Origin of the sequence: Pseudarthrobacter sp. MM222, assembly GCF_947090775.1 — a bacterium.
In the GTDB taxonomy this organism is placed as follows: domain Bacteria; phylum Actinomycetota; class Actinomycetes; order Actinomycetales; family Micrococcaceae; genus Arthrobacter.
In genome coordinates this window covers 1,140,231-1,163,288 of record NZ_OX352321.1, presented here as the reverse complement: position 1 = coordinate 1,163,288, position 23,058 = coordinate 1,140,231, and the positions used below count along the sequence as shown (strand labels likewise).

Annotated in this window: 16 protein-coding genes; 15 read left to right on the top strand and 1 reads right to left on the bottom strand. The window is 67.2% G+C overall.

Annotated features, from left to right (window positions below):
• Positions 1–43 precede the first annotated feature (43 nt).
• From OM977_RS05290 to OM977_RS05250, 9 genes are all read left to right on the top strand, one after another.
• Positions 44–1,234: an ROK family transcriptional regulator gene (locus OM977_RS05290; RefSeq protein WP_264356485.1), complete on the top strand. Its 1,191-nt coding sequence runs from the start codon at positions 44–46 to the stop codon at positions 1,232–1,234.
• A gap of 130 nt (positions 1,235–1,364) precedes the next feature.
• Positions 1,365–2,921 (top strand): multiple monosaccharide ABC transporter ATP-binding protein, encoded by a 1,557-nt coding sequence (gene mmsA / locus OM977_RS05285; RefSeq protein WP_264356484.1) that lies wholly within the window; start codon positions 1,365–1,367, stop codon positions 2,919–2,921.
• Positions 2,922–2,977: 56 nt separating this feature from the next.
• Positions 2,978–4,249: a multiple monosaccharide ABC transporter permease gene (gene mmsB, locus OM977_RS05280; RefSeq protein WP_264356483.1), complete on the top strand. Its 1,272-nt coding sequence runs from the start codon at positions 2,978–2,980 to the stop codon at positions 4,247–4,249.
• A gap of 62 nt (positions 4,250–4,311) precedes the next feature.
• Positions 4,312–5,409 carry a substrate-binding domain-containing protein gene (locus tag OM977_RS05275; RefSeq protein ID WP_264356482.1) on the top strand — a complete coding sequence of 366 codons (1,098 nt, stop codon included), beginning with the start codon at positions 4,312–4,314 and terminating at the stop codon, positions 5,407–5,409.
• Between the two features lie 173 nt (positions 5,410–5,582).
• Complete coding sequence (locus OM977_RS05270; RefSeq protein ID WP_264356481.1) at positions 5,583–5,756, top strand: hypothetical protein; 174 nt, start codon at positions 5,583–5,585, stop codon at positions 5,754–5,756.
• A gap of 125 nt (positions 5,757–5,881) precedes the next feature.
• Positions 5,882–6,952 (top strand): Gfo/Idh/MocA family protein, encoded by a 1,071-nt coding sequence (locus tag OM977_RS05265; RefSeq protein WP_264356480.1) that lies wholly within the window; start codon positions 5,882–5,884, stop codon positions 6,950–6,952.
• 2,362 nt (positions 6,953–9,314) lie between these two features.
• Entirely contained in the window at positions 9,315–10,562 is a 1,248-nt protein-coding gene (locus OM977_RS05260; RefSeq protein ID WP_264356479.1) for a serine/threonine-protein kinase, read from the top strand.
• Complete coding sequence (locus tag OM977_RS05255; protein WP_264356478.1) at positions 10,559–11,089, top strand: mucin-associated surface protein; 531 nt, start codon at positions 10,559–10,561, stop codon at positions 11,087–11,089. The genes OM977_RS05260 and OM977_RS05255 overlap by 4 nt, the downstream gene beginning before the upstream one ends.
• 204 nt (positions 11,090–11,293) lie before the next feature.
• Positions 11,294–11,938, top strand: coding sequence for an SRPBCC family protein (locus OM977_RS05250; protein WP_264356477.1), 645 nt, complete (start codon positions 11,294–11,296; stop codon positions 11,936–11,938).
• Positions 11,939–12,034: 96 nt separating this feature from the next.
• On the opposite strand, the gene OM977_RS05245 is transcribed toward OM977_RS05250, so the two are convergent.
• Positions 12,035–14,257 (bottom strand): NADP-dependent isocitrate dehydrogenase, encoded by a 2,223-nt coding sequence (locus tag OM977_RS05245; protein WP_264356476.1) that lies wholly within the window; start codon positions 14,255–14,257, stop codon positions 12,035–12,037.
• A 244-nt stretch (positions 14,258–14,501) separates the two neighbouring features.
• Between OM977_RS05245 and OM977_RS05240 the strand changes: the two genes are divergently transcribed.
• From OM977_RS05240 to OM977_RS05215, 6 genes are all read left to right on the top strand, one after another.
• A complete protein-coding gene (locus OM977_RS05240) occupies positions 14,502–15,554 on the top strand; it encodes a trypsin-like serine peptidase (protein WP_264356475.1) in 1,053 nt (350 codons plus the stop codon).
• Between the two features lie 428 nt (positions 15,555–15,982).
• Complete coding sequence (efeU, locus tag OM977_RS05235; RefSeq protein WP_264356474.1) at positions 15,983–16,837, top strand: iron uptake transporter permease EfeU; 855 nt, start codon at positions 15,983–15,985, stop codon at positions 16,835–16,837.
• 43 nt (positions 16,838–16,880) lie between these two features.
• Positions 16,881–18,044, top strand: a complete 1,164-nt coding sequence (efeO, locus tag OM977_RS05230) for an iron uptake system protein EfeO (RefSeq protein ID WP_264356473.1) — start codon at positions 16,881–16,883, stop codon at positions 18,042–18,044.
• Positions 18,041–19,453 (top strand): iron uptake transporter deferrochelatase/peroxidase subunit, encoded by a 1,413-nt coding sequence (efeB, locus tag OM977_RS05225; protein ID WP_264356472.1) that lies wholly within the window; start codon positions 18,041–18,043, stop codon positions 19,451–19,453. The genes efeO and efeB overlap by 4 nt, the downstream gene beginning before the upstream one ends.
• 13 nt (positions 19,454–19,466) lie before the next feature.
• A complete protein-coding gene (locus OM977_RS05220; RefSeq protein WP_264356471.1) occupies positions 19,467–20,030 on the top strand; it encodes a hypothetical protein in 564 nt (187 codons plus the stop codon).
• A gap of 108 nt (positions 20,031–20,138) precedes the next feature.
• The gene (locus OM977_RS05215; protein ID WP_264356470.1) at positions 20,139–22,742 is read left to right on the top strand and encodes an AMP-binding protein; all 2,604 of its coding nucleotides are present in this window, start codon (positions 20,139–20,141) and stop codon (positions 22,740–22,742) included.
• Positions 22,743–23,058: the final 316 nt, after the last annotated feature.

Sequence of the window (23,058 nt, the reverse complement as noted above, 5' to 3'; positions counted from 1 at the left end):
TAACTTCTTGACTACAAGCGCGGGATGCGTCACGCTTCATTGCATGCCCTCATCAACGAGCTCAACGAGGAGCCGAACCAAAAACCCCGGATCGCAATCCGCGCTCCGGCATCTGAACCAGCAGCGGATAATCGAATGCCTCCTGGCGGGGCCTTCCACCCAGGCCGAACTGGCGCGGCAGACGGGCCTGTCCACCGCGACCGTGTCCAACATCGTCCGCATCATGCAGGACGCCGGCCTCGCCTCGACCGAGCCGATCACCAGCTCCGGGCGGCGCGCCCTCAACGTCCGGCTCAACAGCAACGGGGCCGTGGCTGTCGGCATCGACTTCGGCCGCCGCCACCTGCGCGTGGTCCTCGCATCCCTCAGCTACCACGTCATCGCAGAGGAGTCCGTGCTGCTGCCGCTGGGCCACCATGCCGAGGAAGGCATCTCCGCCGCCGTCGGCCTGCTGGACCGGCTGCTGGTGGACGGCGGCGTGGAACGCAGCGCCGTCGTCGGGGCCGGCGTCGGCATCCCGGGGCCCATCGACCGCCGCACGGGCACGGTGGCGCAGGGCGCCATCCTCCCCGAATGGGTGGGCATCAACATCCTGCAACGGCTCGAGGACGCGCTGGACCTGCCGGTCTTCGTGGACAACGACGCCAACCTCGGCGCGCTGTCCGAGGTGACCTGGGGGCCGCACAGCGGGATCAGCAACCTGATGTTCCTCAAGATCGGATCGGGCATCGGCGCCGGGCTGATCCTCAATGGCGTGCCCTACTACGGCAGCGTCGGGATCACCGGCGAAATCGGCCACGCCACCATCCACGAGCACGGCCTGGTGTGCCGCTGCGGAAACCGCGGCTGCCTGGAGACCATCGCTTCCACCACCACCATGATCGAGCTCCTGGGCCGCGGCGGGAACACGCTGCTGGCGCCCGATGACATCGTCCGCAACGCCCTCGCCCGGGACTCCGCGACCCTGCGCGTGGTGGACGACGCCGGACTGGCCGTCGGCCGCGCCTTGGGCAATGTGGCGAACCTGATCAACCCCGAAGTGATCGTGGTGGGCGGTCCGCTGGCGGATCTCGGCGAGCTGCTGCTGGACCCGATCCGGCGGGGCCTGGTCCGCCACGCAGTGCCCATCATCGGCGAGACAACCATGCTCACCATGTCCTCGCTGGGCAACCGGGCCGAGGCCCTCGGAGCCACCTCGCTGGTCTTCCAGCACGCCGGAATCCGGCGGAACTGAGTTTTCGTTACCGGGCCGTTGCGTTAAAGACTTGACGACAATGGGCGGGACCGAGTTTACTTTTGCATCAGACGACCCTGCGGTTTGCAGGGGCGGACAACGAAGTCACGCATTGGAGGCGTAAGGGCAGATGACGTCCCTCAACACGCACAGCGATCCGATAATTCTCGAGATGCGCTCCATCACCAAGGAATTCCCCGGCGTTAAAGCATTGTCGGAGGTGAACCTCCGGGCGAAAGCCGGTGAGATCCACGCCATCTGCGGTGAAAACGGCGCCGGCAAGTCCACCCTCATGAAGGTCCTCTCCGGGGTCTACCCCTTCGGCAGCTACACCGGCGACATCGTGTACCAGAACGAAGTCCAGCAGTTCAAGGACATCCGGGCCAGCGAGCACGCCGGCATCGTGATCATCCACCAGGAACTCGCGCTGATCCCCGAGCTGTCCATCATGGAGAACATCTTCCTCGGCAACGAGCCCACCAAGCGCGGGGTGATCGACTGGGCCGAGGCCCGGACCCGCTCCACCGAACTGCTTGCCAGGGTGGGCCTGCGCGAGGACCCGGACACCCCGATCAAGGAAATCGGCGTCGGCAAGCAGCAGCTCGTGGAAATCGCGAAGGCGCTGAACAAGTCCGTGAAGCTCCTGATCCTGGACGAGCCCACCGCGGCGCTGAACGAGTCAGACTCCCAGCACCTGCTGGACCTCATGCTCGGCCTGAAGGGCCGTGGTATCACGTCCATCATCATTTCCCACAAGCTCAACGAGATTGAGCAGATCGCGGACTCCATCACCATCATCCGCGACGGAAAGTCGATCGAGACGCTTGACGTCAAGGCCGACGGCGTCGACGAGGACCGCATCATCAAGGGCATGGTGGGCCGGACCCTGGAGTCGCGTTTCCCGGATCACGAGCCCAAGATCGGCGACGTCTTCTTTGAGGTCAAGAACTGGAACGTGGGGCACCCGCAGATCCAGGACCGCCTGGTTTGTAAGAGCTCGAACTTCTTCGTCCGCCGCGGCGAGATCGTCGGCTTCGCCGGCCTCATGGGTGCCGGGCGCACCGAGCTCGCCCGCTCCGTCTTCGGCCGGTCCTATGGCCGCTTCATCTCCGGGCAGGTCTACAAGGAGGGCAAGGAGATCACGCTCAAGAACGTGCGCCAGGCCATCGACTCCGGCCTCGGCTACGTCACCGAGGACCGCAAGTCCCTCGGGCTGAACCTGCTCGACGACATCAAGGCCACCACCGTCTCGGCCAACCTGCGCAAGATCAGCAAGCACAGCGTGGTGGACGCCAACCAGGAATTCACCGTGGCCGAGCAGTACCGCAAGTCGCTGCGCACCAAGGCGCCGTCCGTGGAGGAGGGAGTAGCCAAGCTCTCCGGCGGAAACCAGCAGAAGGTGGTGCTGGCGAAGTGGATGTTCACCGACCCGGACCTGCTGATCCTGGACGAACCCACCCGCGGGATCGACGTCGGCGCCAAATACGAGATTTACGGCATCATTCAGCAGCTCGCCAACCAGGGGAAAGGCGTCATCGTTATCTCCTCCGAATTGCCCGAGCTGCTCGGCCTCTCGGACCGGATCTACACGATCTTCGAGGGCGCCATCACCGGCGTGCTCGACAAGGACGAAGCCAGCCAGGAAAGCCTCATGAAACTCATGACCTCCGCCCGCAAGACTGCATGACCCTCCGTGACCTTCCAGAACAATCCGATCACTGACGGAAAATAAGGACTGAAAAAATGAACGCGCTCAAGAAGCTCTTTGGCGGCAACACCCGCCAATTCGGCATGATCTTCGCCCTGGTTGCGCTGATCGTCTTCTTCCAGATTTTCACGGAGGGCCGCACGCTCACCCCGGGTAACGTCATCAACCTCTTCAACGGCAACTCCTACATCCTGATCCTCGCGATCGGCATGGTCCTCGTGATCATCGCCGGCCACATCGATCTTTCGGTGGGGTCGGTCGCTGCCTTCGTGGGCGTCACGGTGGCGCTGATCATGCGTGACTGGGACACCCCCTGGTACCTGGCCGTCCTGCTGGGGCTGCTGCTGGGAGCGGTGATCGGGGCCTGGCAGGGGTTCTGGACCGCGTATGTCGGCATTCCGGCGTTCATCGTGACGCTGGCCGGCATGCTCCTCTTCCGCGGCTTCAACCAGTTCGTCGGCAAGTCCAACACCATCCCGGTCCCCGCGGACTTCCAGTACCTCGGTTCCGGCTACCTGCCGGAAGTCGGCCCCAACACCGGCTTTAACAACCTCACCCTGCTGCTGGGCCTGCTCGCCGTCGCCTTCGTGGTCTTCAGCGAGATCCGCTCCCGCCGCAACGCCAAAGCCCTCGGCGCCGAGGTGCCCGAAGCCTGGGTCTCCGTCACCAAGCTGGTCCTGATCTGCGGCGCCATCCTGTACGCGACATACCTGTTCGCCACCGGCCGCCCGGGCACCTCGTTCCCCATCCCGGGACTCATCCTCGCGGTCCTGGTCATCGTCTACGGCTTCATCTCCTCGAAGACCATCATCGGGCGCCACATTTACGCGGTCGGCGGTAACCGCCACGCCGCGGAGCTCTCCGGCGTCCAGTCCAAGAAGGTCAACTTCCTGGTCATGATGAACATGTCGATCCTGGCCGGCCTCGCCGGCATGATCTTCGTCGGCCGTTCCACCGCCTCCGGCCCGTTCGACGGCGTCGGCTGGGAACTGGACGCCATCGCGGCTGTGTTCATCGGCGGCGCCGCCGTGACCGGCGGCGTGGGCACCGTGATCGGCTCGATCGTCGGTGGCCTGGTGATGGCCGTGCTGAACAACGGTCTTCAGCTCCTCGGCGTCGGCGCCGACCTGACCCAGATCATCAAGGGCCTCGTGCTGCTGATCGCCGTCGCGTTCGACGTCTACAACAAGACCCAGGGCAAGAAGTCGATCATCGGCATGATGATGAAGAACTTCAACCGCAGCAGCACCGAGCTCCAGCCCGACGAAACCACGTCCACCAAAGAGGTCATCTCGAAGGGTGCCTGAGCGGCTCCCGGTCCGAGATCCCCTGATTCTCCCCACACCATCTAAAGAAAGTGAACCAAGCAATGCAACTGATTGGTAAAGCAGGAAAGGCAGCAGCGATTGCTGCTATTGCGGCACTGGCGCTGACAGCCTGCGGCCGTTCCGAAACAGCCACCGGCGGTTCCACCGCCGGCGGCGAGGCGTTCCCCAAGAACTCCTCGATCGGCGTCGCGCTCCCCCAGAAGACCTCGGAAAACTGGGTCCTGGCGGAGAAGCTGTTCAATGACGGCCTCAACGGTGCCGGCTTCAAGGCCGATGTGCAGTTCGCCAACGGCGGCGTCTCGGAGCAGCAGAACCAGATCAGCGCCATGGTCACCAAGGGTGCCAAGGTCATCATCGTCGGTGCCATCGACGGTGCGCAGCTGGGCACCCAGCTCAAGCAGGCCAAGGACTCCGGCGCCACGATCATCGCGTATGACCGTCTGCTCCTGAACACCGAAAACGTCGATTACTACGTGGCCTACGACAACTTCAAGGTCGGTGTCCTCCAGGGCGAGGCCCTGCTCAAGGGCATGCAGGCGAAGAAGGCGGCGGGTCCGTACAACATCGAGCTGTTCGCCGGTTCTCCGGATGACGCCAACGCGAAGGTCTTCTTCGACGGCGCCATGAGCGTCCTGAAGCCGAAGATCGACGACGGCACCCTCAAGGTGCTGTCCGGCCAGAACACGTTCGAACAGGCCGTCACCCAGGGCTGGAAGGCGGAGAACGCCCAGCGTCGGGCCGACACCCTCCTGAGCGGCACCTACGGCAGCGCCTCGCTGGACGGCGTGCTTTCCCCGAACGACACGCTGGCCCGCGCAGTCCTGACCTCGGTCAAGGCCGCCGGCAAGCCGCTTCCGGTCATCACGGGCCAGGACTCCGAGGTTGAGTCCGTCAAGTCCATCCTCGCCGGTGAGCAGTACTCCACCATCAACAAGGACACCCGCAAGCTCGTTGAGCACGCGATCACCATGGTCAAGGACATCCAGGCAGGCAAGAAGCCCGAGATCAACGATGACAAGTCCTACAACAACACTGTCAAGGTTGTTCCGGCCTACCTGCTGGAGCCGGTCATCGTGACGAAGGAAAACGTCAAGACGGCCTACGCCGACGATCCGGTACTCGGCCCGCTGACGAAGTAGTTCCGGTTCCGCGCCTTTCATGGGCGCTGAGCCCCAGGCAACACCAGGGCCCCGGCTCCCCCGCAAGGGAGGGCCGGGGCTCTTGCGTGTGCCCTGTGCGCCCTTGCCGGGCGCCTTCCCGGAGGTTCCTGCACGCCCTCCGTGTGCCTTCACAGCCCATCCATAGCTTGGCTGTGACCTCCGCACAGCAGTCCGTACAACTGTGGAAGAAGACGCCGGACGTTCGAGCCGGCCTGATCCTAGACCGGTCGCTGGCCAACAAGATGGACCGGCGGTTCCGGCTCCAGCAGGGCCGGCTCACCGAGGAAGCCGCGCGCAGCCGGGCCACGGTCGGGATGGCGGGCTAGCCGGGGCGGCGGCGGAAGCCGGCGGCGGAACCCTCCCGCAGCTTCCGCCGTCGAATCCGGAACCCTCCCCCAGCTTCCGCCGTCGAATCCGGAACCCTTCGGCACCGGGGTGAGAGGATGGCACCATGACTGCCCTCATCGCGAAACCTTGGCTGTCCGACCAGCCGGACCAGGACCCCCGGACAGCCACCGGCGCCCGACTGCGCTGGGGCGTCATCGCCACCGGCGGCATCGCCGCGGCAGTCACCCGGGACCTGGAGCTGCTGCCGGACGCCGAGCTCTACGCCGTCAGTTCGCGCACCCAGGCGGCAGCGGACGCCTTCGCCGCCGACTACGGCTTTGCGCGGGCTTACGGGGACGACGTCGGGCAATCCGGCTACGAGCGGCTGCTGGCCGATGAGGCTGTGGACGTCGTTTATGTGGCGACGCCGCACGCCCATCACCACGAGATCGCTTTGGCTGCCCTGACCGCCGGCAAGCACGTGCTCTGCGAGAAGGCCCTGACCGTGAACGCGCGCGAGGCCAGTGAGCTGGTGGCCCTGGCCCGGGCCAGGGGGCTGTTCCTGATGGAGGCCATGTGGAGCCGCTTCCTGCCCAGCATGCAGCGCGCCTTCGAAATCGCGGCCTCGGGCGAAATCGGCGAGGTCAAATGGGTGGGGGCCGATCTCGGCTTCCCCGCACCGTATTCGCCCACGTCCCGGCTGTGGGCCCGCCGGGACGGCGGCGGCGCCCTGCTGGACATCACCGTGTATCCGCTGCTGTGGGCGCTCGGCACCTTGGGTTTCCCGCAGACCGTGAGTGCCACAGGCTGGGTCAACGACGACGGCGTGGACGCCCAGAACGCCCTCACGCTCGGCTATCACCATGGCGCGCAGGCGCAGCTGACCTCCTCGTTGCTGGCGCACGGACCCCGCACCGCCACCGTGGCCGGCAGCGCCGGGTTCCTGCAGGCGATCGGCTCGATCAACAACCCCAAGGAACTCCATGTCCGGGTCGGCTTCGACGACGTCCGCAGCGAGCGCTTCGAGGTTGTCGGGAGAGGCTACAGCTACGAGCTCCGCGAGGTGACCCGCTGCATCCAACACGGCCTGACGGAGAGCCCGGTCATGCCGCTGGAGGACTCGCTGAACACGATGCGGCTCTTCGACGGGGTGCGCGCCCAGCTCGGCGTGAGCTATGCGAACGACGCCCGCTGACGGCGCCTCGACTGGCGGAAATCCGGCCTTTTACCGCCGGATTCCGCGGCTTTTTTCTCCGCACTCTGGACTGACCCGGGCGGCCGGACTTACCCTGTAGGCAATCGTCGAGCCATCGGGGAAATGGGGTGTGCGCAATGGACCCAGCATTGGACCTGTTGCGCGCGCGCCGCCCAATCCGGCGGGTGATTCTGGCCGGCGTCGCCGGATTCGCCTGGCTGGCGCTCACTGCGACAGCTGCCAACGCCGACGACGCCGCCACTTCAGTCGGCATGACCGGCAGCACCAAGACGTCGATCTCGACGGCGCTTGCGCTACCGGCCGACATCCTCGGGATGTTGGTGTACGCGTATCCGGCGACCGACACGCCAGGGATACCAGCTCCGCTTCCAGCGCCGGCCCTTCAGCCGGTCCAGGCGGCGGCAATACCTGCCGCGGTTGCATCCGTTCCCATCCCACCCGCCTCTGTTCCGGCTGTAGGGCATGCAGCTGTGGGGCATGCCGCAACCCCGGGGCACGCCGCGCCAAGCTCGGCGGTGTCACCCCCGGCACCGGCCGACCAGCCAGCGGCCATCCCTGCTCCGTCGCGGTCCGCGGCCGCCCCCAAGGCCTCGGCCGCGCCGACCGTTCCAGACCCCAACGCACCGGCCAAGCGCCCCGAAACTCCGCCTCCGGTCCCGGGTTCGTCACCCGTGCCAGTTGCAGACCCGGCCAAGCCCGCGCCGGTTGCCCCCGCGAAGCCTGTGCCCGTCCCAGACCCCGCGAAGCCCGCGCCCGAGCCTGACTCATCGAAGCCTGCCCCCGGCCCGGCCCCCGACTCCAGCCCGGCCAAGCCCGCGCCCGGTGCAACGAAGCCTGCGCCTGACCCGTCCAAGCCGGCAACTGACACGCCAAAGCCTGCCCCCGACCGCGATTCGGACTCCGGCGACCCGGCCAAGCCCGCGCCTGATCCCACAGACCCGGCTGACTCGGATGATGATGCGGATTCTGAACCGGTCCCGGACTCTGACCCAACCAAGCCTCCTACTGCACCACGCCCCGGCTCGGACTCGGATTCGGACTCTGAACCGGCCCCGGACTCGGACCCCACGAAGCCGGCGCCTGCACCGAACCCCGATTCGAACACTGACACTGACCCCACCACCCCCGCGCCGGATCCAGCCAAGCCCACGCCCGACCCGAGCGCCCCTGCCACACCGGCCCCGGGCGGTGAGCCTCCAGTTGCCGCCCCAGCAACTCCAGACCCTGAGAATCCAGGCCCTGCGATTCCAGATCCGGCCAACCCCGTTCCCGGCGCCCCCGCAACGGATCCCGCGCTGCCGGATTCCGTGGTCCCCCGGCCTTCCGCCCCGCTGACGCCCGTCGCTGACACCGTCGGCGTGGCCGAGCCTGTGGCGCCTGCCGCGGGCGGTGTCAGCTCCGATTGCGACGCCCAGGCACAAGCCGCGCCCCCTCCGCGGGAAGTGATGACGGCCAGCGCCGAGCCCGTCCGTCTCCTCCGGAACGCCTCCGTTCCGCCGCGAGCCTCCGGTACTGCCCCGGCTCCTCAGCCGCCGTCGGGCGCACCGGCCGCGCCCGATACGGTTCCTCCGGCTGCCCCCGCTGACCCCGGTCCGTCCGAGCGTGGACCCAGCCCGTGGCGCGGCGGTCCTGGACTACCCGCGCCCGACGCCCTCCCTGCCGGCACCGGTTCCGGCTCGGGCAACGCCCACGCGTCCAACGGTCCTGCAGGCGCTGCTGCCTGGTTGCCCAACCTGTACTTGTTCATCCCCACGGCCGATGCCGACCCAATCCGAGGTCCGCTGCAAATAGAGCACTCAGCATTCGCAGCTGACCCCGGTTCATCTCCTGACTAGTTAGCCGTCTCTGCCCTCCACAGAGCACGGCCAATCGGGCTGCCTTGAGGCGCCCGCCACCAGTCATTCAGGAGATTCCCAATGGACGCCCCCGTCCCCGCCCGGACTTCCGGCACCCCTCTTTCCACCGTCCCGCGTTCAGACGCCCCCCGTTCGGCCGGGCCCTCGGTCCCGCGGCGACCGGTGGCCGTTCCGCAACGGCACCGGTCGGCCGAATTGCAGAAACCGCACTGGTCCTGCAGCGCCCGTCAGCTGGCGCGCCGAAAACCGTCCCGCCGGCAGGATGAACATCCGCCCTAGTGAGCCAACCGCTCCCGCTGTGGTCCCCTGACCGCCGGAGCGAAGTCGTTGGGTCCGCTGGGGGACTCAACGGCATTCACAGACTCCGGCGGAGTACGCGCCCCACACCGTGGCCGCCCCGGCGGCCACGGTGTGAACGCGGCGCAAACCCGCCCCGTACTATTCTTTAGGAGCGCCACGGCGGCGCACTGGAAAAGGACGGGAACGTGGACAGTTCGCCCAACAGCGTCGCGGTTGATCTCGTGGGTGGCCGCTACCGGCTGGGCGAAGTCATCGGCCGGGGCGGCATGGCCTCCGTCTATGCCGCCAGGGACTTAAACCTCGGCCGGGACGTTGCACTCAAGCTCTTTGCCCCACAGTCGGCCGACCCTGACGAACTCAGGCGTCAGGAGGCCGAGATTGAACTATTGGCGACGTTGAATCACCCGAGCCTGGTGACGCTCTTCGACGCCGGCATCGACAGCCGGATCCCGGACGAGCCCCGGCCCTTCCTGACCATGGAGTTAGTGGACGGCCAGGATCTCCGGACCCGGATCAGGCACACCCCTCTCTCGCTGAACGAACTCGCCGTCGTGGGTGCCGGTGTGGCCGCCGCGCTGGCCTACGTCCATGCGCTTGGCATCATCCATCGGGACATCAAACCGGCCAACATCCTGCTGGTGCCCGGACGCCCCGGTGAACCGTTGCGGCCAAAGCTTACTGACTTCGGGATCGCCCGGATAATGGACGGCACCCGGCTCACCGCGACCGGCACCATGGTGGGCACTGCCGCCTATCTGAGTCCGGAACAGGCCCGGGGCGCCGACCTCGGACCGGCGAGTGACGTCTACTCGCTGGGCCTCGTGATGCTCGAATGCCTCAAGGGCGAGGTCGAGTTCCCCGGCAGCGCGGTGGAATCGGCCGTGGCACGCCTGCACCGGGCCCCGTCCATTCCGGACACTGTCCCGGCCGAGTGGGCACAGCTGTTCCGGTCCATGACCGCCCTCGATCCTGCGGACCGCCCCGAGGCCGCGGACCTGGAAATCGCTCTACGCCATGCCCTCATCTCGCCCCAGTCGCTGCCCGGCATGCTGGCCGCGGAACCTACCCGGGTTCTGCCGGCTCCGCCCGCCAGACCTCCGGGGCTGCCGCTGCCGCCGGAGTACAAGGCCGGGACCCGCCCCCTTCCCCGGCTGGATCCTGATGCCCCGTCGCAACCCACAGGGACAGCTGCTCCCCGGCCGGAAACACCCTCCCTTGCAACCCGGACGGTAGCCCGCTTCCGGCACGCGCGCCGGCGCACCCGGGTCGCGGTCCTGGCCGCTGTGGTTGCTGTCCTTGCAGTGCTGGCGGTGGCCGCGGCCGCCGTTCCCTCGCTCACGGCGCCGCCGGCACCCGCCGTCGTTCCCTATCCGTCCGTGACCGGCAGCCTGGGCGAACACCTGGCGGAGCTGCAGAAAAGCGTGCAGCCATGAGCCGGCGCAGGCCCCTGCACGACGCCGGACGCCGCAGCCCCGGCCGGATGCCGGCCGCTGGATTGCTGGCAGCTGCCGTTCTGGCCGCAGTGCTGGCCGGCTGCTCCGCTCCGACGGCGGAACTTGGCCAGGATGCGGCCAAGCAGCTCCAGTCCCAGGTCCTCGCCGTCACCGAGGCAGCCGCGGCCAATGACGTTGCCGGCTCCCTGAAGCTCCTGGACGAACTCGTGGTCAAACTGGACGACGCCGCCACCCGGGGTGAGGTGTCGTTCAAGCGCCACCAGAGCATCAGGGCATCGGCCGAAGCTGTCCGTACCGACCTCGCGGCGCAGCAGGCTGCTGCGGCTGCGGCTGCCGAAGCGGCCCGGGTGGCGGCGGAAAAGGAAGCGGCGGCGCAGGCCGCCGCGAAGGCAGCTGCCGATGCTGCGGCCGCCCCGCGCCCGGTCGTGATCGCGCCCGCGCCCGCACCCGTCCAGGAGAATCCTGGAAAGGGCGGCAAGGCCAAGGGCAAGGACAAGGACGGCTGAGGTCCGTCTCCTTTTTTTCGAAGGGCGTCCGGAGCTGGAGGAGTGCTGGACCGTGACGGCCAGCCCACGTCGGCGCCCGCCAACGGCTGTCATCAGCAAGCTTACTAATTGCCGGAATTCGCGCTAGCGTGGAAATGTGGCGCGAGCCGCGACGACGATCAGAGCCGCGGGCCGCAGCCCGCCAGCTGAAGGAGCGAAGTACGCATGGCAACTGTCCAGGAATCCATTGAAGTCGATGTTCCACTGAGCCAGGCCTACAACCAATGGACCCAGTTCGAGGACTTTCCACATTTCATGAGCGGAGTCGATTCCGTCACCCAACTCGACGACACGACGGTCCATTTTAAAACCAGCATCGCCGGCGTCAAACGGGAATACGATGCCCGGATATCCGTCCAGGAGCCGGACCAGCGGGTCACGTGGGAAAGCTTGGATGAGCCCCGCAACGCCGGAACCGTCTGGTTTGAACCGATCGACGTGACAAGGACGAAGGTCAGCGTCGAGCTCTCGTGGGAGCCTGACACGGCCGCGGAGAAGGTCGGCGCCGCTGTTGGCCTGGATTCCAGGCAGGTGGGATCGGACCTGAAGAAGTTCAAGACGTTTATCGAAGAGCGCGGCACCGAGACTGGTGCTTGGCGCGGCCGCGTCGACGACGGCGCCGCCGTCGGTACCGAAACGGGCACCGGTACCGGTACCGGCGCCGGTACCGGCGCTGTCAGTGCCGACGCAAGGACCGCGGTTCCGCTTGAGGAGGAAGCGGATTACGGGGCAGCGCCGAACTTGGGGCGAGTCGATACCGACCCTGACATGGCAACGGAGCCACCCCTGAGGCAGGATCCGGGACGCTGAGCCGCGGCTTGTCCTGAACAGAAATGCGGAACGCCCCGCCTCCCATTCGGGAGGCGGGGCGTTCCGGGCTCCAGTGCTCTCGCGCCCGGGGCCAGGCTACTTGGCCAGCGTCGCCAGGACTTCGCGGAACGTTGCCGAAGGGCGCATGACGGCGGAGGCCTTGGCCTCGTCGGGGCGGTAGTAGCCGCCGACGTCGACCGGGGAGCCCTGGACGGCCAGGAGTTCGCCGGTGATGGCCTCTTCGCTCGACGTCAGCGCGCCCGAGACGGCGGCGAAAGCCTCCGCCAGCTCGACGTCGTCGCTCTGGCGCGAAAGTTCCTCGGCCCAGAACTTGGCCAGGTAGAAGTGGCTTCCACGGTTGTCCAGCTCGCCGGCCTTGCGCTTCGGGGACTTGTCCTCCAGCAGGAAGGTGCCGGTGGCGCGATCCAGGGTGTCGGCCAGGATCTGGGCGCGGGCGTTGCCGGTGGTGGTGGCGAGGTGCTCGAAGCTCACGGCCAGGGCAAGGAATTCGCCCAGGCTGTCCCAGCGCAGGTGGTTTTCTTTCAGCAGCTGCTGGACGTGCTTGGGGGCGGAACCGCCGGCACCGGTCTCGAAGAGGCCGCCGCCGTTGATCAGCGGGACGATGGAAAGCATCTTGGCGCTGGTGCCGAGTTCCAGGATCGGGAACAGGTCCGTGAGGTAGTCGCGGAGCACGTTGCCGGTGACGGAGATGGTGTCCTCGCCCTTGCGGATGCGCTCCAGGGTGAAGGCCGTGGCCTCGTCCGGGGACATGATCTCGAGCTGCAGGCCCTCGGTGTCGTGGTCCTTGAGGTATTCCTCGACCTTGGCGATCATGTTCGCATCGTGCGCGCGGCCCTTGTCCAGCCAGAAGACAGCCGGCGTGGCGGAGGCACGGGCCCGAGTGACGGCGAGCTTAACCCAGTCGCGGATCGGCACGTCCTTGGTCTGGCAGGCGCGCCAGATGTCGCCCGGGCTGACCTGGTGTTCGATCAGCACGGTGCCGGCGTCGTCGACGATCTGGACGGTGCCGGCGGACTGGATCTCGAAGGTCTTGTCGTGGCTGCCGTATTCCTCGGCCGCCTGGGCCATCAGGCCGACGTTCGGGACGGTGCCCATGGTGGTCGGGTCGAAGGCGCCGTGGGCGCGGCAGTCATCGATGACCACCTGGTAGATGCCGGCGTAGCTGCTGTCCGGGAGGACGGCGAGGGTGTCGGCTTCCTGGCCGTCGCGTCCCCACATGTGGCCGGAGCTGCGGATCATGGCCGGCATGGAGGCGTCGACGATCACGTCGGACGGAACATGCAGGTTGGTGATGCCCTTGTCGGAATCAACCATGGCCAGTTCCGGGCCCTCGTTCAGGCCCTTCTGGATGGCCGCTTCGACGTCGCCGCGGATCTCTTCGGGCAGGTCCTCGAGGCCGTTGAGGATGGAGGCGAGGCCGTTGTTCGGGCTCAGGCCCGCGGCGGCAATCTGGGCGCCGTAGGTGTCAAACACCTCGGCGAAGTAGGCCTTGACGATGTGGCCGAAGATGATCGGGTCGGAGACCTTCATCATGGTGGCCTTCAGGTGCGCGGAGAAGAGCACGCCTTCGTCCTTGGCGCGGGCCACCTGGGCGGCGAGGAATTCGTCCAGCGCGGCGGCGCGCATCACGGTGCCGTCGATGACCTCGCCGGCGAGCACGGGGAAGGCCCTGCGCAGGACCTTGATCGTGCCGTCTTCCTTGACCAGCTGGATCTTGATGTTCGTGTCCGAGCCGATAACGACTGACTTCTCGTTGGAGCGGAAGTCATCGGCGTCCATGTGCGCGACGTTGGTCTTCGACTCGGGGGTCCAGGCGCCCATGCTGTGCGGGTTCTGCCGGGCGTAGTTCTTGACCGAGAGCGGGGCGCGGCGGTCGGAGTTGCCCTCGCGCAGCACCGGGTTGACGGCGGAGCCTTTGAGCTTGTCGAAGCGGGACCGGATGTCCGTCTCCTCGTCGGAGCTGGGGTTGTCCGGGTAGTCGGGCAGCGCGTAGCCCTGGCCCTGCAGCTCGGCGATCGCGGCCTTCAGCTGCGGCACGGAGGCGCTGATGTTGGGCAGCTTGATGATGTTGGCTTCGGGCGTCTTGGCGAGGGCACCGAGTTCGGCAAGGGCATCGCTGACCTGCTGCTCTTCGGTGAGGTAGTCGCCGAACGCGGCGATGATGCGGCCGGCTAGCGAAATGTCGCGGGTCTCCACTTCCACACCGGCCGTCGAAGCAAAGGCCTCAACAATCGGCAAGAACGAATAGGTGGCCAGCATCGGCGCTTCGTCGGTGTGGGTATAGATAATCTTTGCCATTGCTCGGGCGTCTCCCTGAAGGTCTGCGGATATCCGGAATCGGGTGTTATCTCAACAGTCCTAACTTACCCGAGGTGGCCGGATTGCCGCCTACCGGCGTCGGCAGCCGCGGATTCCATGACTCCGGCGCGCTGTGACAAGAATTGACAAAGTGCTTTACTAGTTCGTCAATTTGACGTAGTTTCATTCCCATCGCAGCGGCCAACCCTTGGCGCCGCCCCGCTTTCCACCGGTTAGGACAACCATGAGAACACCCAAGACTCTGGCCACCAGCCTTCTCGCCCTCTCGGCCGCAGCCCTGCTTGCGCTGAGCGCTGCCGGAGCGGCCACCGCCGCCCCGGCGCCCGGGAAGGCACCGACCGAAACGTCGGGCGTCACGAGCCATACCGTCACCGAGACCGGTGCGGCCGACTACTGGACTGAAGAACGGATGCGCAACGCGATCCCGGGCGACATCCTGGCCGGCAAGGCCATGCAGCGCGCCAACAATTCCAAGGCGGCCCTGAACCGTCCGGTTGAAGCGGGCGCGCCGAGCAGGATCGAAGCGGCGGGGACGAGCACTGCGGCCGGCGCTGCGGCGGCGGCCCCGGCGGCGGGGGCGGCGCCGGGGCTTCAGGCGCCGGACGTCCAGACCAGGGCCAACGCCAGCGAATCCCCCGTCCCGCGCATCGGCAAGGTTTTCTTCACGCTCGGCGGCGCCAACTACGTCTGCTCGGGCAACTCGGTTTCCGCCGGAAACAAGAGCACCGTCTCCACGGCCGGGCACTGCGTCAACGAAGGCCCCGGCGCGTTCGCCACGAAGTTCACCTTTGTCCCGGCCTACCTCAACGGCTCCGCTCCCTACGGCAAGTGGACCGCCCGGGCCCTGTACGCCCCCACCCAGTGGAGCTCGTCCGGGAACATGCAGTACGACACCGGGTTCGCGGTGATGTCCACGCTCAACGGCCAGTATCTGTCCGACGTCGTGGGGTCCTCGGGCCTGCAGTTCAACGCGGCCCGCGGCCTGAGCTACAAGGCATACGGCTATCCGGCGGCTGCGCCATTCAACGGCGAGTCCCTTAAGAGCTGCAGCGGCACCGCCACGAACGATCCCTACAACCCGCAGTTCAACTCCCAGGGCATCCCCTGCAACATGACCGGCGGTTCCTCCGGCGGCCCCTGGTTCATCGGCACCAGCTCCTCGGGCTACCAGAACTCCGTGAACAGCTACGGGTACGGCAGCAACTCCACCACGATGTACGGCCCGTACTGGGGCTCGGTCATCCAGTCGACCTACACGTCGGCTGCCGCTTCCTAGCCCAGCCGGACCAGCGCACGACGGCGGCCGCCCCCATCCCGGGCGGCCGCCGTTCGTGTGCGCCCGCCCATCCGCCTGACCTTCCCCCGCCACTGGACATGCCCCCGCTCGCCTCCCGCACCACTGGACATGCCCTCCCGCCGCCTCCCGCACCACTGGACATGCCCTCCCGCCGCCTCCCGCACCACTGGACATGCCCTCCCGCCGCCTCCCGCACCGCTGGGCATGCCACACGCTCGTCCCTTGGAGTGGACATACTCCCCATATGTCCACTCATCGCCCCGAAGAATGAGGATGCCCCCTCGAGCGCGGACGCCAAAGTGCCCGTAATTAGCGCACAGAAACTTTGCATAATTGCCAGATCTCGGTAATCTACGTGATTAGGTAAGCCTAACTTCGGCTTCCACGAGCCGAGGTGCACTACCAAAATGACCGCAAATTACCTGATTGGCCTCCGCGAGGGCCTGGAGGCGACGCTGATCGTCGTCCTGCTGATGGCCTACCTGGTCAAGAGCGGCCGCTCCCATCTGCTCCCCGAGCTGTGGGCCGGCGTCGGCATCGCTGTCGCTGCGTCGTTCGGCTTCGGCGCGCTGCTCAGCTTCGGGCCGCGCGGACTGACCTTCGAGGCGCAGGAGGCAATCGGCGGCAGCTTGTCCGTCCTGGCCGTCGGCCTGGTCACCTGGATGGTCTTCTGGATGGCCCGGACTGCACGGACCCTGGGCAGCGAACTCCGTTCCCGCGTGGACCAGCAGGCTGGCCGATCCGGATGGGGACTGGCCCTGGTCGGCGCCGTGGCCGTGGGCCGCGAAGGCCTCGAGACCGCCCTCTTTCTCTGGGCCGCGGCGCAATCCGCGGGCTCCTCCAGTTCGCCCCTGATCGGGGCGCTGCTGGGGATGGCCACCGCGGTAGCGTTCGGCTGCTTGCTGCACCGCGGTGTCCTGACGATCAACCTCGGGAAATTCTTCACCTGGAGCGGCGCCGCACTGATCGTCATTGCCGGCGGCGTGCTGGCCTACGCCATCCACGATTTCCAGGAGGCCGGCATCCTGCCGGGCCTGCACAACCTGGCCTTTGACGTCTCAGCAGCAGTACCGCCGTCGTCCTGGTACGGCACGCTGCTCAAGGGCACCCTGAACTTCTCCCCCGCCACGACGTGGCTTGAGGCGGCCGCCTGGCTGCTGTACGTCCCGCCGGTGGTGTTTTTCTACCTCCGTTCCAACCGCCGCAGCCACCCCGCGGCGGCTACCCCGGAGCTCATCGGCACCGTTGCCGCCGGCTCCTAAAGCACTCCCCCACTACCCGCAACGCACCCCCGAAGGAATCCCCGTGCCCAATTTCCCCAAGACCACCCGCTTCCGATCCCTGCTGGCGGCCGCCTTCCTGCCGCTGACACTCGCCGCCTGCACGGACAACAGCGCCCCGGCCGCCACCGGGCCCATCAAAGTCTCCAGCACCAACGATGCCTGCACCCTCTCGAGCGGGACCACCAAGAGCGGCAACCTCACCTTCGCCATCCAGAACGAAGGCAACCAGGTCACGGAGTTCTACCTGCTGGCCGAAGACGGACTGCGGATCATCGGCGAAGTCGAGAACATCGGACCCGGCCTGACCCGCAACCTGGTAGTCACGGCGCCGGCCGGAAAATACACGACGGCGTGCAAGCCCGGCATGCAGGGCGACGGCATCCGCGCCGCCTTCGAGGTCACCGAGTCCGGCGAGAAACCCGCCGACGACACCAACGTCCAAGCCCTCGCGGACAAGGGCACGGCCCAGTACCTGTCCTACGTCAAGGACCAGACCGAGCAGCTCCTCGCCGGCACCAAGGACTTCGCCACGGCGTACGCCGCCGGTGACACGGCAAAGGCCCGCGAACTCTACGCCGCAACCCGTATGCACTGGGAGCGGATCGAGCCCATCGCGGAGTCCTTCGGCGACCTTGACCCGAAGCTGGACGCCCGCGAGGCGGACCTTGCCCCGGACGAAGAGTGGACTGGCTGGCACCGGGCCGAGAAGGACCTCTTCCCGCCGGCGGGTTTTGCCGCCCTGACGGCGCCCGAGCGTGAGAAGCTTGCCGCGCAGCTGGTCGCCGACACCGAGGATCTGGCCACCCGCACCCGCACCGTGGAACTCTCGGCGGACAATCTGGGTAACGGGGCCAAGGAGCTGCTCGACGAAGTAGCCACCGGCAAGGTCACCGGCGAGGAGGAGATCTGGTCCCACACGGACCTCTGGGACTTCCAGGCCAACGTCGACGGCGCACGGATCGCTTTCGAGAACCTCAAGCCCGTGCTCGAGCAGAAGAACCCCGGGCTCGCCACGTCCCTCGACGAAAAGTTCGCCGCCCTGCAGGCCGAGCTCAAGCAGCACACCCGCGGCGAGGGCTTCGTGTACTACAACGAGCTGAGCCCGGAGCAGGTCCAGAAGCTCGCCGCCCTGGTGGATGCACTGGGCGAGCCGCTGTCCAACCTCACCGCCGCCGTCGTCCTGTGAGCGGATGCCCTTTCGGCGGCGGCCAGCAGGACGCCCAGCCCGGCAGCCAGCCGGGCGCCCAGCCCGGCGCTGAGCCGGGCGTCGCCCATCAGCCCGACGCCGGCGCTGCGGCTTACGCTACCGGTGACGCTCCGGCGTCGCGCCTTTCCCGCCGGGGACTGCTGTCCCTGGCCGGCGTCGGCGGCGCCGGAGCCGTGGCCGGCATCGCCGCCGGGCTGCTCAGCCACGACGCACTGGCGGCCGCGGCGGCCCCCGCCCAGGTCGAGGGCGATGTCGTGCCGTTCCACGGACCGATCCAGGCCGGCATCATCACCGCCGCGCAGGACCGCCTGCACATGGCCGCTTTCGATGTCATCACCGAGGACCGCGCCACGCTCATCCAGCTCCTGAAGGACTGGACGGCAGCCGCCGAGGCCATGACCCAGGGCCGCGAAACCGGAGCCACCGGCGCCGCGGACGGGCCCTACGACGCTCCACCGGAAGACACTGGCGAGGCCCTGGGGCTTAGCGCCGGGAAGCTCACTGTGACCTTCGGGTTCGGGGCCAGCCTGTTCGAAAAGGACGGCAAGGCGCGCTTCGGCCTGGCGGGCCGTCGTCCTGACGCCCTGATCGAACTGCCGCATTTCCCCGGAGATGACCTCCAGGCCAACCGCAGCGGCGGCGACATCATTGTCCAGGCCTGCGCCGACGACCCCCAGGTTGCGGTCCACGCGATCCGCAACCTGGCCAGGATCGGCTTTGGCCGGGTCCGGGTCCGCTGGTCCCAGCTGGGCTTCGGCCGGACGTCTTCCACGTCCCGGAACCAGCAGACGCCCCGAAACCTCTTCGGCTTCAAGGACGGCACCAACAACCTCAAGGCCGAAGACACTACGTTGCTGAACCAGCATGTCTGGGCCGGGCCGGGTTCCCGCCCGGAGGAAGCATGGATGCAGGGCGGCAGCTACCTGGTGGCGCGCCGCATCCGCATGCACATCGAGATTTGGGACCGCACCTCACTGCGGGAACAGGAGCAGCTGATCGGGCGGACCAAGTCCGAGGGCTCGCCGCTGTCCGGCGGCAAGGAATTCACAGCGCCGGACTTCTCCCTCCAAGGCAAGGACGGCGAACCGCTGATCGGCATGGATTCGCATGTGCGGCTCGCCCACGCGGACCAGAACGACGGCGTGCGGATGCTCCGCCGCGGATACAACTACACCGACGGTTCCGACGGGCTCGGGCACCTCGACGCCGGCCTGTTCTTCGTGGCCTTCGTCAAGGATCCCCGCACGCACTATGTCCCCATGCAGATGGCCATGGCCAAGCAGGACACTCTGGCTCTGGAGTACCTCAAGCACACCGGTTCGGCCCTGGCCGCGGTACCCCCTGGCGTTGAGCCCGGCGGGTTCGTCGGCGAAGGCCTCTTCCAGTGATGGCGGGCCCGGGGTGAGCGCCCCCGCGGTGCGCCCGGCACTGTCCCGGCCCGGTGTTCTGATGCCCGTCCTCTCGTTGGCGGCAACAGCTGCGTGGGGCGCGTCCGTGGCGGTGGGCTCGGCGCTCACGTTCGACCCCGGCGTCCACAGGTTGGCCCTGGCCGCCCACGTCCTGGCCATGGTGCTGGCGTTCGGTTCGGTGATCGTGGTCGACTGGGTCGGGTTTCTCTGGCTGATCGGCAAGCGCAGGCTGCACGACACCAGCCGCCTGGAATCAGCGGCCGCCCCGCTGATCTGGATCGGCCTGGCAGGCCTGCTGTTCACCGGCGCCTTCATCCACCCTGACATCACCAGTTCGGCCACACAGCTGAAGATGTGCTGCGTCCTGGGCCTGATGCTGAACGGAATCTCGCTGATCCCGGTCATGCGGCGCCTGCATGCCCTGCCGGATGGCACCAATTTCAAGGAAGTGTGCGGCAACCTGCGCGCACGCCTCCTGGTGGCATTGGTGCTGTCGCAGGCGTTCTGGTGGACGGCCATCATTGTCGGCTTTGCAAACAGCATGAGCCGGCGCTAGGACTGGCGTTGGATGTCCCCCGGCTGGAGGCGGTGACAGGGGTTCCGCGTTCCAGAGAAAGATCTTGTCCATTCGAGTTAGGTTACGTTTCCCTATTAAGGTGCGTCAGTGATTGAACCAACTTTGGCGGGTGTCTCATTCGCCGCCGGCCTGGCCGCGTTCGGAGGCCGGACCGCCGTTCGCGTTGACGGCGGGTCGGTAACGTACCGCGAACTGGCTGACCAGGTTGACGCCACCGCCCGTGCCTTCGGGCCCGTGCGGCGTCTGGTGGCCCTGGAAGCGGACAATTCCCTGCCCTCGCTCGTCGTGTATCTGGCTGCACTGTCCTCCGGTCATCCCTTGCTAATCCTGCCTGCGGGTGGAGGGCAGGCCTCGGAGTCGCTCGTTGCCGCCTACGATCCCGATATTGTCGCCCGCGCGGTGGGTGGTGAGTCGGTGCTGGAGATACGACGGGACGGGACGCGCCACGAACTGCATCCGGAACTGGCGCTCCTGTTGAGCACCTCCGGTTCCACGGGCGCTCCCAAACTCGTGCGGCTCTCTGCCGACTCCGTCCAGGCCAACGCGGGCGCAATCGCCGAGTACTTGCAGTTGCGCCCCGACGATAAGGCCGCAACCACACTTTCCTTGTCCTATTGCTATGGAATGTCGGTGGTGAACAGCCACCTCTCGGTCGGAGCATCGGTTGCGCTCACCGACCTCTCCGTTGTGGACCCCTGCTTCTGGGAGCTTGTCCGCAACGAGGGCGCGACGTCGTTCGCAGCCGTACCGTACACGTTTGACCTGCTGGAGCGGGTGGGATTCGAGAGCATGGAGTTGCCGAGCCTGCGGTACATCACGCAGGCGGGAGGCCGGCTGGAACCGGAAAGGGTGCGCGCCTACGCACAGTTGGGGCGGCGCCGGGGCTGGGACCTGTTTGTCATGTACGGGCAGACCGAAGCAACGGCCCGAATGGCCTACCTGCCGCCCGACCTCGCCGCGGAACATCCACAGGCCATAGGCGTGCCCATCCCGGGCGGCGCGTTCAGACTCGCCCCGGTCCCGGGGCTCGATGATTGCGAACTGGTCTACAGCGGGCCCAACGTGATGCTGGGCTACGCCGAACGCCCGGAAGACCTCGCCCTGGGGCGCACAGTAACGGAACTTCACACCGGGGATCTTGCAAGGGGCACGGCTGATGGCCTGTACGAAATCGTCGGGCGGCGGAGCCGTTTCGTGAAAATCGTCGGGCTCCGGGTTGACCTCGGACAGGTGGAGCGGATCCTTGCGGGCCTAGGCGTTCCCGCGGCGGCGGCCGGCGCGGATGGCCATGTGGTCGCCGCTGTCGAGGGGGGCCATGACCTTCCCCTGATCGCCAAGACGCTTGCCCAGGACCTGGGTGTCCCGCGCGGTGCCGTCCAGCTCCGCTCCGTGACGGCCATCCCGCGTTTGAGCAGCGGAAAGCCGAACTATCCCGCCGTCCTGGCCCTGGGCGTGGAAGACAAGCACGCTCAGGAAAAGGCCGACGACCCCGATACACCCGGAGCTTCGGAGGATGCGCGGAGCATCTTCGCCGACGTGCTCGAACGCGACGACGTCACCGGGACGGACACGTTCGTGTCCCTGGGCGGAGACTCGCTGTCCTATGTCGCGGCATCGGTCCGGCTTGAACGCGCGCTGGGCGACCTTCCGCGCGGATGGCACCTGATGCCCGTCTGCGAGCTCACCGCCCCTGGAGGTACGCCGGACTTAACGGGCGGTGGGGCCCCCGTTCCGGCCGGAGGGTCGCTCCGGAAATGGCGCCAGCGGTTGCTCGCACCGATGGAAACCGGGATCGTGCTGCGCGCCGTGGCCATCTTCTTCATCATTTCCACCCACGTCGGGTGGTTCTCCTGGGAGGGCACGGCCCACGTGCTGATGGCCGTCGCCGGATTCAACTTCGCCCGCTTCCAGCTGAGCGGCCCGCCCCGGGCGCGGCTGGGACGGCAACTGCGCAGCATCGCCCGGATCGTGGTGCCAAGCGTTGCTGTGATTGGCTTGGCTTTCGCCGTGACCGACACCTACAGCTGGGCCAACGTTTTCCTGCTCAACTCCCTGCTCGGTCCCGAGGGGTGGAACGACTTCTCCCGCTTCTGGTTCGTGGAGATGCTGGTACACATCCTGCTCGGCGTCGCTGCCCTCCTGGCGATACCGGCGGCCGACCGCGCCCAGCGCCGGTGGCCGTTGGCCTTCCCGCTTGTCCTTTTCGGGGCGGACCTGCTGCTGCGCTTCCGCATCATTGACCTCCCCTACCCGGGGCAAGGCCCGGTGCTGTGGCTTTTCGCCCTTGGCTGGGCGGCAGCCGCGGTACGCAACGTGTGGCAGCGGGCCGCCGTGACGGCACTGGCCCTGCTGACCATCCCCGGGGCGTTCGACGACGAATACCGCAGTGCCACAATCCTGGCCGGATTCCTCATCCTGCTCTGGCTGCCAACGGTGTTCGTGCCCCGCGTGGTGCACCGGCTCACGGGCCTCCTGGCCAGTTCATCCCTCTATGCCTACGTGACGCATTGGCTGGTGTATCCGCTGTTCGATCAGGCCGGCAAAGGCTTGGCGGTCGCGGCGTCCCTGGCGGTCGGCATCGCCTACTGGCTGGTGGCTAGCCGTGCAATGAGCGCGGCCGAGCGCCTGCTTCGGGCCCGGCGGCGCAAAGCCGCCTCCGGGCTCCCGGCTTCGTCGCCCGATCTTGGTTAAAGCCCGACGGCGGCCGGGCCGCCACACGCGGCCGGGCCAGAGGCAGCCTCCGCCGAGGCCGCCACGGGATTCTTCAGCGGCGCTGCCTCGCCAAAGACGAACAGGTAGGTCACGCACGGACCAGGGCACGATTTCCCGGGCTGCGACAGACAGGGTGGACCACTCATGCGCGCCCGATCCCCAGCCGCCACTGGACATGTCCTCCGTTCAGCGCAGGGAATGGACATATGCCCATTCTGCCCACTCGCCACCACGAAAAATGGACATGCCCCCCGGGAACGGGAGGGCATGTCCATTCTTAGTGAGCGCGGAGCCC